The following is a 12,104-nucleotide window of genomic DNA, read 5'->3' on the forward strand; positions in this document are numbered from 1 at the left end:
GAAATCCGTTTCTTCGCAGCCCAGACCATTGCAAACGCCGTTCTGCCCCCGGAATTTATTGGGGACAGAACGGCGTTTGCGCGTCATTTCCAAACAACCCTTTTCCCGTTTCGGTTACCTCCGCATGACAGCACTGGCCGCCATTGGCATCACCGTCGCCACCTTCGGATTCATGGAATTCTGGGCGTGGTTTATGCACAAGTTTGTGCAGCACGGGCCGTTGTGGTTTTTGCACCGCTCGCACCACGTGCGGCACCCGCATCCGGTGGAGCGCAACGACCTGTTCTTTCTGATTTACGGGGCCATTTCGGCCGCCCTGTTCATTACCGGCAACAACGGCGGGCGCTGGTGGTTCTGGGTAGGCGTGGGCATTGCCTGCTACGGTACGGTGTATTTTTTCGTGCATGATGTATTGATTCACGGCCGGTTGCGCTTCTGGAAAAAGTCGCAGAACACCTACCTGCGGGCCCTCAACATGGCCCACAAAACCCACCACAAAACCACGGGCCGCGACGGCTCGGCCGAGTTCGGCCTGCTGTGGGTATCGCCAAAATACTTGGAGCTGGCGCGCCGCAAAAACGCAGCTAAGCAAGCATAATTAAGAAATAATCAGGCAATGGGCCACTTCTCCATCAGCGACTTAGAGCAGCTTTCGGGCATCAAGGCGCACACCATTCGGATGTGGGAGCAGCGCTACGGCCTGTTGCGCCCGGTACGCACGGCCACCAACATCCGCATGTATTGCGACGATGATTTACGCCGCCTGCTCAACGTGACCACGCTGTGCGGGCGGGGCCAACGCATCTCACAGGTAGCCAAACTCTCCGATGCCGAAATTGCCGCCGCCGTGCTGGCCTGTTGCGACGATTCGCACGACTACCACCGCCAGGTAAACGCCCTGCTGGCCGCCATGCTGGGCTTCGACGAGCCCCGCCTCAACCAGTTGTTAAGCGAAGCCACCGCCCGCCTCGGTTTCGAGAACATGATGCTGCGCGTGGCCTATCCGTTGCTCCAACGCATCGGCCTGATGTGGATGGCCGGCACCGTCGACCTATCGCAGGAACACATGCTGGCCCATTTGCTGCGCCAGAAGCTGCTGGCTGCCACCGATGCCCTGCCCGGCGTGCCCGCCACGGCTCGCCGCTGGGTGCTTTTTCTGCCCGCCGATGAGCTGCACGAGCTGGCCCTGCTCTTTATGAATTACCTGCTGCGCGCCCGAGGCCAGCACACCCTGTACCTGGGCCAGAACCTGCCCAACTCCGGCCTGCCCCACGTGAATGCCGCGTACCGGCCCGATGCCGTAGTGACGGTGCTTACCACCCAGCCCGAGCGCAGCCGCGTAGCCGAATATACCCACGAGCTGCGCACCTTATTTCCCGCGGCCCAACTGGTGGTGTATGGCCCGCTGGCCCGGCAGGAGGGGCTGGAACTGCCCGATAACTGCGTATCGCCGGTGCTGATGACCGATTTTCTCGCGATGATAGCCGCCGAGGCGACCGAGCCGGTAGCGGCCTGAGCGGCAATCTGCCGTTCGAGAAATCCCCTAAGTGCGCCCGGGCTTCACAAAACGATAATACGAACTCAGGCTTGGCGCAGTGCCAAAATGCTAGCCTGATGTACCTTGCCGCTCCTGCGCGAAAGATGTAGGCGTGCCGAGTAAAATATTTTCGGCCGGGGCTAGTCCATTCTGCGGCTGGCTCGTATATTTGTTTAACAATCGGCCACGAAAAGCTAAACGGCATGACTTCGCTAGAATTCACCTCGCAAGTACAGAAGATTTCGCTCACCCTCCGGCCCGCCGCCATGAATTTGACGCGAGACGCTGATGATGCCAAAGATTTAGTGCAGGAAACCCTCCTTAAGGCCCTGCTTAACAAGGACAAGTTTAAAGCCGGTACCAACCTGAAGGCGTGGTTGTATACCATCATGCGCAACACCTTCATCAACAACTACAACAAGATTACCAAGCGCAGCTCCAACATTGATTCGACGGAGTATTTCCAGTATTTCAACACCGACCAGAACTACATCACCCACAACGGCGCTACGTCCGATTTCGTGGTTCGTGACATCAACGAGGCCATTTCCAGCCTCGGCACCGACTACCGCACGCCGTTCATGATGTATTACATCGGCTACAAGTACATGGAGATTGCCGAGAAGCTGCAAATTCCGATTGGTACCGTCAAGAACCGCATTCACATTGCCCGCAAGGACCTGAAAGCGGCCCTGCATGTATACGCTCCTGTAGGCGCCTCGGCCGCTACCGATGCTGGCGAAACTTTGGAAGACTAGTTTTTTGCCGCGCCCGCGCGGTGGCCGCCGGCCTGCTGCTGCATTTGCGGCGCTGGGCCGGCGGTTTCTTTTTGGGGCGTGCTTCGCCTGCCCGTTTAACTGACTTTGTTTCTGCTTGCTCTTGCCTTCAAACACCGCTAATACGAAACACGCCGTCGTCATCGGGGCTGGCTTTGCCGGGCTGGCGGCGGCCACCACGCTGGCCCAGGCCGGCTGGCGCGTCACCATCCTCGAAAAAAACGAAGGCCCCGGCGGGCGGGCGCGGGTGTTCCACGCCCAGGGCTTCACTTTTGACATGGGCCCGAGTTGGTACTGGATGCCCGATGTGTTTGAGAAATACTTCGCCCGATTCGGCAAGAAAGTAGCCGATTATTACGAGCTGGTTCGCCTTGACCCTTCGTATCAGGTTATTTTCAAAGGGCCGGAAGCCGTAGATATTCCGGCCAAAATGAGCGAGCTGCGCGCTCTGTTCGAACGCTACGAACCCGGCAGCGCCGCCCGGCTCGACGAGTTTCTGAAGCAGGCCGCTTACAAGTACGAAGTGGGCATCAACCGGCTGGTGTACGCGCCGAGCCGCTCCATCTTCGAGTTTGCCGACCCGAAACTGCTGGTTGATATGGTGCGGATGGACGTGCTGCAAAGCATGCACAAGCACGTCCGCCGCTTCTTCAAAGACCCGCGCCTGCTGGAGCTGGTGGAATTCCCCATCCTCTTCCTCGGCGCGACCTCAGAAAACACGCCTGCCCTCTACTCGCTGATGAATTACGCCGACCTGGCGCTGGGCACCTGGTACCCGAAAGGCGGCATGCACAAGATTGTGGAAGGCATGGTGCGCCTGGCCGAGGAGCTGGGCGTCCGCATCGAATACAACCAAGAGGTGACGGAAATTGTGGTCGAAAATGGCCGTAGCACTGGTGTGCGCACCGCCAATGGCTTTTTCGCCGCCGATGCCGTGGTGGCCGGGGCCGACTACCATCACATCGAACAGCAGGTACTCAAACCCGAGTTTCGCCATTACGACGAGAAATACTGGAATTCGCGCGTAATGGCCCCGTCGAGCCTGCTGTTCTACCTCGGCGTCAACCGCAAGCTGGACAAGCTGCGTCACCACAACCTGTTCTTCGATGAAGACCTGACCCAGCACGCCCGCGAGATTTACGAGCAGCCGCAGTGGCCCACCCGGCCGCTCTACTACGCCTCGGTGCCCAGCAAAACCGACCCCACCGTGGCCCCCGCAGGCCAGGAAAACCTGTTCCTGCTCATCCCCGTGGCCCCCGGCCTTACCGACGACGAGGCCACCCGCGAGCAATACTACAACCTGCTGATGGACCGCCTTGAAAAGCACTGCGGCCACCCCATCCGCGACGCGGTGGTGTTCAAGCGCAGCTATGCCCACCGCGACTTCATCGCCGACTACCACAGCTTCAAAGGCAACGCCTACGGCTTGGCTAATACACTGAAACAGACGGCCATATTGAAGCCCACGCTCAAGAGTAAAAAAGTGGCAAATTTGTATTTCACGGGCCAACTCACCGTGCCCGGGCCAGGCGTGCCGCCCTCGCTCATTTCGGGCCAGGTAGTGGCGGGCGAAGTGCTGAAAGAGAACTAATAGAGCGTCATGGACCACGTTAAACTCTTCACTGACACCAGCCTGGCGTGCAGCAAGCTCATCACGGGGCGCTACAGCACCTCGTTCACGCTGGGCATTCGCACGCTTGACGAGCGGCTGCACCTGCCGGTGTACGCCGTGTATGGCTTCGTGCGCTGGGCCGATGAAATTGTGGACACTTTTCATGGCCACGACAAGGCCGCGCTACTGGCCGATTTCCGCCGCCAGACGTATGAAGCCCTGGATACCGGGTTGAGCTTCAACCCCGTGCTGCATGCTTTTCAGCACGTCGTGCATCGGTATGGAATTGACCGCGAGTTTATTGAGGCCTTCCTGCACAGCATGGCGCTCGATTTGGAGGACCAGCATTATCATCCCGGATTGTATCAGGAATACATCTACGGCTCGGCCGAAGTGGTGGGGCTGATGTGCCTGCGCATTTTTTGCGACGGCGACGCTGCCATGTTTGAGCGGCTGCGCGGGCCGGCCCGGCGGCTGGGCTCGGCGTTTCAGAAGGTGAATTTTCTGCGCGACATCCGCTCCGACTACGAGGACCGGGGCCGTGTGTACTTCCCCGGCGTGGTGTATTCGCGCTTCAACGACGCCACCAAAGCCGAGATTGAGGCCGACATCAAAGCCGATTTCGAGGCGGCTTACGCGGGCATCCAGCAGCTGCCGCGCTCGGCCCGGCTGGGCGTGTACTTGGCTTACGTGTACTACCTCAAGCTCTTCTATAAAATCAAGCAGCTGCCGGCCGCCCGCATCCTGGGCGAGCGGGTGCGCGTACCCGACAATACCAAGCTGCTGCTGCTGCTGGGCTCGTACTTCCGCTACCGGCTGTCGCGCATCTGAGGCCATTTTTGGGCCCGGCATTTGCCTTATTCCAGCTGTGTTGTGGCCTTACGCCGTATTTTTGCCGAATATGCGAATTCCCAAGGTTCTGTTTTTTGCGGTTATTATAGGGGTTGGGTCGTCTTCCTCGGCGGCCAATTTGCGTAGTAGCACCTGGCGAGCCGGCGGTGCGCCGCCGGTTTTCAAACCCGCCCATCCGGCCGCCAAAGCATTACGTTCCTGCTCATCCCACCTCACCTCCCATACTGTGTCGTCGACTTCCCCTTACCAACCAGCCATTTTGCGCCGCCACTACGAGCAGGCAGCTGCCGACAAAGCCGCCGGCGAGAAATTCTACAAACTGCTGGCTGATTATCAGGACCGTGACGCGCTGGTGCTGGGCTACAAAGCCGCTTCCGAAGCCATCCGGGCCCGCGATGCGTCGATGTTCAACAAGCTCACCTACGTGCAGGACGCGGCCAAAACTTTCGAGCAGGCCGTGGGCCTCGACCCACAAAATCCCGAAATCCGCTTTCTGCGCTTTTCGGTTGAAAGCAACCTGCCCGCTTTCCTCGGCCTGAGCAAGCACGTGGAGGAAGACAAGGAAATGCTGCTGAACGCCGCGCTCAACCACCCGGGCACGGGGCTCGATGCGGAGGCGTTCCGCACGGTGCGCGGCTTTTTGGTAGGGCGCGGGCACGTGAGCGAGGACGAGGCCCAGCGCCTAAGCAAAGTGAAGGAATAGCGGTTGCGCGCCCGTAGCACAAGCTCAAGCTTAGGCTACATTCGCACCTAGTGCAAACTGAATTAGGACGGGCTTACGTATTTTAGGCCACCCAGCCTATTTTACGCAACCTTGCGGGTGGGTTACTGGTTACCGAGGTCCTATGCCGAACCTGTCGCTCAGCGTCCGAATTGACCCCAACTCCGGCTTTTGCTTTGGCGTGATTTACGCCATTCAAATGGCTGAAGACCTGCTCGATGAGCAAGGCTACCTCTATTGCCTGGGCGATATCGTGCACAACGACGAAGAGGTGCAGCGCTTGGAGGCCCGTGGCCTGCGCATCATCTGCCACGAGCGGCTGGCCGAGCTGCGCGATGAGGCCGTGCTCATCCGCGCCCACGGCGAACCCCCGGCCACTTACCAGATGGCCCTAGAAAACAACCTGACGCTGATTGACGCGAGCTGTCCGGTGGTGCTGAAGCTGCAAAACCGCATCAAAACCAGCTACGATAAGCAGGAGCAGATTTTCATCTACGGCAAGCACGGCCATGCCGAAGTGCTTGGCCTGCTGGGCCAGACCAGCGGCAACGCCGTGGTATTCGAAAGCCTTGATGAACTGTTAAGCCACGAGTTGCCGGAGAACATCACCCTCTACAGCCAGACGACCAAAAGCACCAACAGCTTCTACAACATTAAGAATCAGTTGGAAACGCGCGGCTATCAGGTGAATGCCAACGATACCATCTGCCGGCAGGTGAGCAACCGCGACAAGGACCTGCGCCGCTTCGCCGCGCAGTACGACCAGATTGTGTTCGTATCAGGCACCAAAAGCTCCAACGGCAAGGTGCTCTACCAGGTGTGCAAGGAAACCAACCCGCAGACGCATTTCATCTCCAACGTGGCCGAAATCGACGCGGCCTGGTTCCGGCCGGGGCAGTCGGTGGGCATCTGCGGGGCCACCAGCACCCCCATGTGGCTGATGGAGCAGGTGCGCGAGCAGCTGCTGAGCCTGTAGTAACTTTTTGCTAAGCCATGCAGATAACGGATTTGCCGTTTGGGGTTACCAACTGGGCCGAAGTTGCTGGGGAAAAGCATCTGGGCACGACCGGCGTGGCCACGTGGCGCACCCGGCAGTTTGGCCCGGTACGGGTGCGCATGGTTGAATACAGCCCTGATTACCTGGCCGACCATTGGTGCCAGAAAGGCCACTTCCTGCTGGTGACAGCCGGCGAGTTGGTAACGGAGCTGGCGGATGGGCAAACGTTCACGCTCACGACGGGCATGAGCTACCAAGTGGCGGATGGTGCGGAAGCTCACCGCAGCAGTACGGTTACCGGAGCTACTCTTTTCATTGTCGATTGATGGAGACGCTGGCAACATCGATTCCTTCAGTGGCGGCCATTCGGCGCGTTGCGCCGGCGCCCGTCGGCACTGCCGGCTTGGCCATTGGCGGGCTGATTGTGGTGCTGTGGGCCACGCTGCTGGGCTTCTTGCTGGCGCGCTACCGGCCCGATTGGCACTCACCCGCGCCCTACCTGCTGGCGCTCCTGCAAACTCACCTCTACACCGGCCTGTTCATCACCGCGCACGATGCCATGCACGGCGTGGTAAGCCCCAACAAGCGCCTGAACAACGCGCTGGGCACGCTGGCCGCTGGGTTGTTTGCCTACAACTGGTTTTCCGGACAGCTGCCCAAGCACCACGCCCACCACCGCCACGTCGGCACCTCGGACGACCCCGATTTTCACGACGGCCGGCACCCGGGCTTCCTGCCGTGGTTTCTGCGCTTCGCCTGGAACTACGTGACCTGGTGGCAAATCCTGTTGATGGCTGCGACCTACAACGTCCTCAAATTGTTCTTCCCCCAGGTCAACGTCATCGCCTTCTGGATGATGCCGGCGGTGCTGGCCACTTTGCAGCTGTTCTTTTTTGGAACCTACCTGCCGCACCGGGGCGAGCACGAGGCCGATAATCCGCACAAGTCGCGCAGCCAGTTCCGGCACCACCTGTGGGCCTTTGTGAGCTGCTATTTCTTTGGTTATCACTACGAACACCACGACCAGCCGTATCTGCCCTGGTGGCGGCTGTGGCGGACGAAATAGGGGCCACGGGTTGGCCCGGATTTTTTGGATTACAGAGATTCTATAATCGCGTTAGTCATTCGGTTTGGCGCCTGGCGCAGCAAGGCGGTTGAACGATGTACCGGGCCGGTTGGGGTTGAAAAGTGGCCCACCCGTAGATTTCTGCCGTTGGCGGCGTACGCAGAATGCCACTAAACACGTTTCAGAGGCGTCTTATAGACGGGCACCATTAATTATGAGCTGCTCATCCACTCTCTGTTGTTAGCCATGTTCATGCCATCCAATGCCTTAGCCGAGCCGCCTGTTGTGCTAGACCGTTCTGACGTCGTTGCAATGGCGCAGTCGTTGTATTTCCAGGCTGGCATCGCGGCCGTGTCGGTGGCTGATGTGGCCGCCCGCCTCGACCAACCCGAAAGCGCCGTCCTTGCCGAGTTTCCGGCTGGCAAAGAAGCGCTGGTGCAGGCCGTCCTCAAAAGCTACGGCGACCAGATGCGCGCAGAATTGGAGCAATTGCGTCGGCAATGCTCCACCGCGGTCGAAGAGCTGCTGGCTGTGCGCGTGCTGGTTAATCAGAAAATGGCGCAAGGGAACACGGCACTTTTTCGGGACGCTGAAGCGCTGTATCCCGCTGTGTGGCAGCAGTGGCAGGCGCAGCGCAACGCCTACATGTTCGGTTTTGTGCGAGCCAACCTCTGCCAGGGCATTGCCCAGCAACTGTACCAAGAGGACCTCGACGTGGATTTCCTGGCGCGCCTCTGGCAGCAGCAGATGCGTAACCTCCGCACCGCCGATGCTGAATTTCTGTCTCTCGCCCAGATGCACCATACCCTGGTCGCACATTTTCTGGCCGGAATCGTAACGCCCGCCGGGGCTTACATAACCCGCCGGTTGCAAGAAGCAGAACCCTTTTACTAACACCCAGATTTAACGCATTTCAACGGCTAAAACGGATTTTTGTGGTTCCGGGCCGGGTGGTTACTATGTGGCCATGAGAACAAAAAAGAAAGAGGCTGCTCAGGTGAGCAGCCTCTTTTACGTTCAACCAAATTCGGGACAGCACCTCAAGAAACCTGTTGATTCCGTTGAAAGCAGTTAAATCCGGGGGCTTTAGTGAACCGCGTTGGTCTTCTTGCAGCAGTCGGGCAGGCGGTTGTAGGCGCGGGCGTCGGCGGTGAGTTCATCGGCGTCGTAGCCGGTTTTTTGCACGGCGGTGCGCAGGGCGGCGGGATTGGTTTTGTCGGCCTTATAAGTCACGGTGAGGACTTTAGTGGGCACGTCGAGCACGGCGCTTTGCACGCCTTTTTCGTAGGCGAGGCTCTTTTCGATGCGGGCTTTGCACATGTCGCACACAGCCGAGGTTTTGAACTGGGCCGTGGCAATGCCGTTGGTAGCCGCCTGCACGGCGGCAGGGGCCGTCTGGGCCTGCGCGGCGGGGGAGATGCTCAGCAGCGAGCATAACGAGAGCGAAAGTGGGAGGAGGAATTTCATTGTCGAAGATTGAAAGCGGGTGACGGCAACCTAACAAAATTGCTGCCGGAAAAATTGATTGCGCGGGAAGCTTCAGCCAAAGCTACCCGCACTTTACTCGATGCGATAGCGCAGGCCCGCGTAGGTCAGGCGGCCGTAGACCGGCCCCCATACCATGGCGGCATCAAACGTTGGCCCGAACGGGTTAGCCGCGCCCTCAATGGGGTTGGGCTGGCGGTAATTGGTAAGGTTCTCGACCCCGGCATACACTTCCAGTCGCTTGAATGCCCGCGTGAGCTGGGCGTTGAGCAGGGCGTAACGGGGGGCAGTTGCGGGGGCGTATGTCTGGCCCGTGCTGTGGGTGTGTTCGTCGGTGATGTGCGCCAGCGCCCGCTGCCCGAACCACTGCACTGTGAAATCGCCTCGCCATTTATCGAAGGCACTGGCGTAGCCCAGGTTCAGGAAAGCGCGGTGAGCGGGCGTGAGGGGCTTCGGCAACAGGTTATTTCCGTAGGTGGTACGCACATCCAGGTATTTATAGGCGCCCTTTACTTGCAGGCCTTTCACTGGTTCCACCTGAAGCTCGGCTTGCAGGCTGCGAGCGAAGGAACGGCCGCCCGGCTGGAGATTATCGATGGCGATGCTACCGGGCTCGGTGTACATGTCGGCCACCACCTGATTCACAAATTCGGTGTGGTAGTAGTCGAGAATGAACGTGGCCGGGTGGCCCAGCGCCGTGAAGTATTGAGTGGCGCTGCCGCCCAGATTCCAGGCTTTTTCGGGCCGCAGGCTGGGGCCGATGACAAACTCGCGGGCGCTGGACAGCATGGCAGCGTTGTCGGCGATGGGGTTAGCCACGCGGAAGCCGCTGCCGGCGGCGGCACGCAGTACTGTGTTTTTCAGCACGTCGTACTTCACATTGAGGCGGGGCGTCAGCTGCCAGCCGTAGAGGTTATGGTGGTCGGCCCGCAGGCCCGCTACCACGGTCAGGTTGCGGCTGTTCTGGTAAGTGTATTCGGCGAACGCGCCGGGCACCAGCTCGCGGCGGGTGCGGTGTTCGCGGGCCTCCACGTCGGCCGGCGTGTCGGTGAGGTAGCTGCGGCCGGAGGTCAGGCGCTCGTCGTAGTTGTCGTACAGGAAGCTTAGACCCGTACGGTACACGTGCGCCGTGTTGCCCAGCGCGCTCTGGAACAGCAGCGTGGCCTGGCCGGTGCGCTGGTTGCCGTCGTAGGCCCGCGAGGTGCGATTGGTGACCGGGTAGGCCGGCAGGTTGGGGTCGTGGTCGGTGTGCAGGGTCTGGTAGCCGTAGGAATACCGCGAGGCAAAGTTGTGGTCAGTACCGGTCAGCAGCAGGCCCAGGCTCTGGAAGGGCCGCGAGGGCCAAGTGTAGGAGGTTTTGGCGTAGCCGGTGTAGCGGGTGGTGGCCTGCGTGGTGCCGTAGCTCTGGGTGAAGGCGGCCTCGTCGGTATCGCGGAAATCGAGCTGACCACCCTGGCGGGTTTCGCGCAGTGCGCCCAGGCCTACTTCGCTCACAATGCCGTGCCCCGAGATGTATTTCCACTTATTGAAAGCGTTGAACTGCGTGGCCAGCGGCAAATCTAGGAAGCCGTCCTTGTTGCGGTCCACGCGGTTGCCGAGGTGGTCGGTGTGCAGGAGCAGCAGCGTGCTCCACTTCGGATTGATGCGGGCCGAAGCGTTCAGGTTGACGTCGAACTTGCCCAAATCATTGGCGTAGGCATTGAACAGCAGCTGGTCGGTCTTCTCCGGTTCCTTCAGCTTCACGTTCACCTGACCCGAAATGGCCTCGTAGCCATTTACCACCGAGCCCGTGCCCTTGATGATTTCAATGTTCTCAATCCACGGCCCGGCCAGGTAGCCCAGCCGGTAGGGCGCGGCCAGCCCGCGCAGGGCCGGCTGGTTGTCCACAGTCAGCAGCGAGTAGCTGCCATCGAGGCCGAGCAGTTGAATCTGCTTCGCGCCCGATACCGCATCCGAAGTCGTGACTTCCACCGAGGCATTGGTTTCGAAGCTCTCGGCCAGGTTACAGCAGGCCGATTTGGTGAGGTCGCGGCCCGAAATCATCTGCACATTGGCCGGCGTGAGGGAGGAATAGGCCGGGGCGCGGTCCGTTACCACCACTTCGCCCAGCTCCTGGCCGGCGCGCAGGGCCACCCGCAGGTAGGGCGCGCCGCTCACGGGCACGGCCAGCGTATCGGGCCGGTAGCCCAGCGCCTGCACCACCAGCCGCGAGGCCGCCCGCGCCGGCCGTACCAGGGTGAAGCGCCCGGCCTCATCTGAAGTCGTAGTAATAACCGGTGCGCCGGCGTCGGCGGCATCGTAGAGCCAGCGCAGCACCGCGCCGGGCAGGGGAGTGGCCTTGCCGGCCTCAGTTACCTCGCCACGCACCGGCGCAATGGCCGCTGATTGTGCTGCTACTCGCCCTGCTGGGAGCAAGGACATGAGCAGCACAGGAATAAGGAAATGCGGAACAATACCGCTGATAGGTCGCATAATATCTGGAAGTTAGGTGTTTCTGCTTGAGTTGCCGCTGCAAATAGCTGCGACAGTTTCCGCAGCTGCGGATGCAACAGGGAAAAGCTCAGAAAAACCTAGACTTCCAGCATGCAGGCAAAGGCCAGTAGCGTCCGCCCGCCGAGCGGTGGGGGCGAGGCATCGGCCGCAAACCAGCGTGGGCCGGCCGCTGCCAGTGAAACAGCGGTGTTCAGCGCTACCGGCCAGCTTTGGGCCGGTACTGCTACCAACATCGGAGGAACGGGCACCAGGATTTTGGCCGCCAGCTCGTGCGCCGGGCTGCTGAGCTTGTGTTCCTGCTTGCTAAAATCACAGCAGCCATCCTTGGCTTGGGGTTTGGCCGGGGCCAGCTCGCCCATGCAGCCGCGCAGCTCGGCCCGGCCGGCTACCGACACGGCCACGGTGCTCTGCCCGCTCATGCGGCAGGTCAGGCGCTGCACCGTGAGGCCCACCGAGGTGATAAGCACCAGCACGGCCAGCAGAACACTGACGAGGCGACGGAACAGAGAATGAGAACGCATAGCTACCGCAAAGGTAAGGCCCCCGCAGGTTGTCCGGCGTGCGA

At 60.3% G+C, this 12,104-nt stretch carries 13 protein-coding genes; 10 read left to right on the forward strand and 3 right to left on the reverse strand.

Annotated elements, in window-relative coordinates; translation table 11 throughout:
* Positions 1–124 precede the first annotated feature (124 nt).
* The 10 genes from ACYU7Q_RS01520 to ACYU7Q_RS01565 all read left to right on the forward strand — a co-directional run bounded on the left by ACYU7Q_RS01520 (position 125) and on the right by ACYU7Q_RS01565 (position 8,455).
* Positions 125–598 carry a sterol desaturase family protein gene (locus ACYU7Q_RS01520; protein ID WP_460607668.1) on the forward strand — a complete coding sequence of 158 codons (474 nt, stop codon included), beginning with the start codon at positions 125–127 and terminating at the stop codon, positions 596–598.
* A gap of 18 nt (positions 599–616) precedes the next feature.
* Positions 617–1,516 carry a MerR family transcriptional regulator gene (locus ACYU7Q_RS01525; RefSeq protein WP_460607669.1) on the forward strand — a complete coding sequence of 300 codons (900 nt, stop codon included), beginning with the start codon at positions 617–619 and terminating at the stop codon, positions 1,514–1,516.
* 224 nt (positions 1,517–1,740) lie between these two features.
* On the forward strand, positions 1,741–2,295 hold the full coding sequence (locus ACYU7Q_RS01530; RefSeq protein ID WP_460607670.1) for an RNA polymerase sigma factor: 555 nt from the start codon (positions 1,741–1,743) through the stop codon (positions 2,293–2,295).
* 121 nt (positions 2,296–2,416) lie between these two features.
* Positions 2,417–3,904 carry a phytoene desaturase family protein gene (locus tag ACYU7Q_RS01535; RefSeq protein ID WP_460607671.1) on the forward strand — a complete coding sequence of 496 codons (1,488 nt, stop codon included), beginning with the start codon at positions 2,417–2,419 and terminating at the stop codon, positions 3,902–3,904.
* A 9-nt stretch (positions 3,905–3,913) separates the two neighbouring features.
* Positions 3,914–4,756 (forward strand): phytoene/squalene synthase family protein, encoded by an 843-nt coding sequence (locus ACYU7Q_RS01540; protein ID WP_460607672.1) that lies wholly within the window; start codon positions 3,914–3,916, stop codon positions 4,754–4,756.
* A gap of 247 nt (positions 4,757–5,003) precedes the next feature.
* Complete coding sequence (locus ACYU7Q_RS01545; protein ID WP_460607673.1) at positions 5,004–5,480, forward strand: hypothetical protein; 477 nt, start codon at positions 5,004–5,006, stop codon at positions 5,478–5,480.
* 142 nt (positions 5,481–5,622) lie between these two features.
* Positions 5,623–6,474, forward strand: coding sequence for a 4-hydroxy-3-methylbut-2-enyl diphosphate reductase (locus ACYU7Q_RS01550; RefSeq protein WP_460607674.1), 852 nt, complete (start codon positions 5,623–5,625; stop codon positions 6,472–6,474).
* A 17-nt stretch (positions 6,475–6,491) separates the two neighbouring features.
* Complete coding sequence (locus tag ACYU7Q_RS01555) at positions 6,492–6,821, forward strand: DHCW motif cupin fold protein (protein WP_460607675.1); 330 nt, start codon at positions 6,492–6,494, stop codon at positions 6,819–6,821.
* Positions 6,821–7,561 (forward strand): fatty acid desaturase family protein, encoded by a 741-nt coding sequence (locus ACYU7Q_RS01560; protein WP_460607676.1) that lies wholly within the window; start codon positions 6,821–6,823, stop codon positions 7,559–7,561. Before ACYU7Q_RS01555 ends, ACYU7Q_RS01560 begins: the two co-directional genes overlap by 1 nt.
* Positions 7,562–7,846: 285 nt before the next feature.
* The gene (locus ACYU7Q_RS01565) at positions 7,847–8,455 is read left to right on the forward strand and encodes a hypothetical protein (RefSeq protein WP_460607677.1); all 609 of its coding nucleotides are present in this window, start codon (positions 7,847–7,849) and stop codon (positions 8,453–8,455) included.
* Positions 8,456–8,647: 192 nt separating this feature from the next.
* On the opposite strand, the gene ACYU7Q_RS01570 is transcribed toward ACYU7Q_RS01565, so the two are convergent.
* From ACYU7Q_RS01570 to ACYU7Q_RS01580, 3 genes are all read right to left on the reverse strand, one after another.
* Positions 8,648–9,028: a heavy-metal-associated domain-containing protein gene (locus ACYU7Q_RS01570; protein ID WP_460607678.1), complete on the reverse strand. Its 381-nt coding sequence runs from the start codon at positions 9,026–9,028 to the stop codon at positions 8,648–8,650.
* Between the two features lie 93 nt (positions 9,029–9,121).
* Positions 9,122–11,467, reverse strand: coding sequence for a TonB-dependent receptor (locus ACYU7Q_RS01575; RefSeq protein ID WP_460607679.1), 2,346 nt, complete (start codon positions 11,465–11,467; stop codon positions 9,122–9,124).
* A gap of 149 nt (positions 11,468–11,616) precedes the next feature.
* Positions 11,617–12,060 carry a hypothetical protein gene (locus ACYU7Q_RS01580; RefSeq protein ID WP_460607680.1) on the reverse strand — a complete coding sequence of 148 codons (444 nt, stop codon included), beginning with the start codon at positions 12,058–12,060 and terminating at the stop codon, positions 11,617–11,619.
* Positions 12,061–12,104 lie beyond the last annotated feature (44 nt).

It is taken from the genome of Hymenobacter terrigena, from assembly GCF_054776515.1.

Excerpts from the sequence above, each read along its gene's own strand:
- ACYU7Q_RS01560 (WP_460607676.1), top strand. The coding sequence starts at position 6,821 with ATGGAGACGCTGGCAACATCGATTCCTTCAGTGGCGGCCATTCGGCGC.
- ACYU7Q_RS01580 (WP_460607680.1), bottom strand. The coding sequence starts at position 12,060 with ATGCGTTCTCATTCTCTGTTCCGTCGCCTCGTCAGTGTTCTGCTGGCC.
- ACYU7Q_RS01570 (WP_460607678.1), bottom strand. The coding sequence starts at position 9,028 with ATGAAATTCCTCCTCCCACTTTCGCTCTCGTTATGCTCGCTGCTGAGC.
- ACYU7Q_RS01555 (WP_460607675.1), top strand. The coding sequence starts at position 6,492 with ATGCAGATAACGGATTTGCCGTTTGGGGTTACCAACTGGGCCGAAGTT.
- ACYU7Q_RS01540 (WP_460607672.1), top strand. The coding sequence starts at position 3,914 with ATGGACCACGTTAAACTCTTCACTGACACCAGCCTGGCGTGCAGCAAG.
- ACYU7Q_RS01520 (WP_460607668.1), top strand. The coding sequence starts at position 125 with ATGACAGCACTGGCCGCCATTGGCATCACCGTCGCCACCTTCGGATTC.
- ACYU7Q_RS01575 (WP_460607679.1), bottom strand. The coding sequence starts at position 11,467 with ATGTCCTTGCTCCCAGCAGGGCGAGTAGCAGCACAATCAGCGGCCATT.
- ACYU7Q_RS01530 (WP_460607670.1), top strand. The coding sequence starts at position 1,741 with ATGACTTCGCTAGAATTCACCTCGCAAGTACAGAAGATTTCGCTCACC.
- ACYU7Q_RS01550 (WP_460607674.1), top strand. The coding sequence starts at position 5,623 with ATGCCGAACCTGTCGCTCAGCGTCCGAATTGACCCCAACTCCGGCTTT.
- ACYU7Q_RS01525 (WP_460607669.1), top strand. The coding sequence starts at position 617 with ATGGGCCACTTCTCCATCAGCGACTTAGAGCAGCTTTCGGGCATCAAG.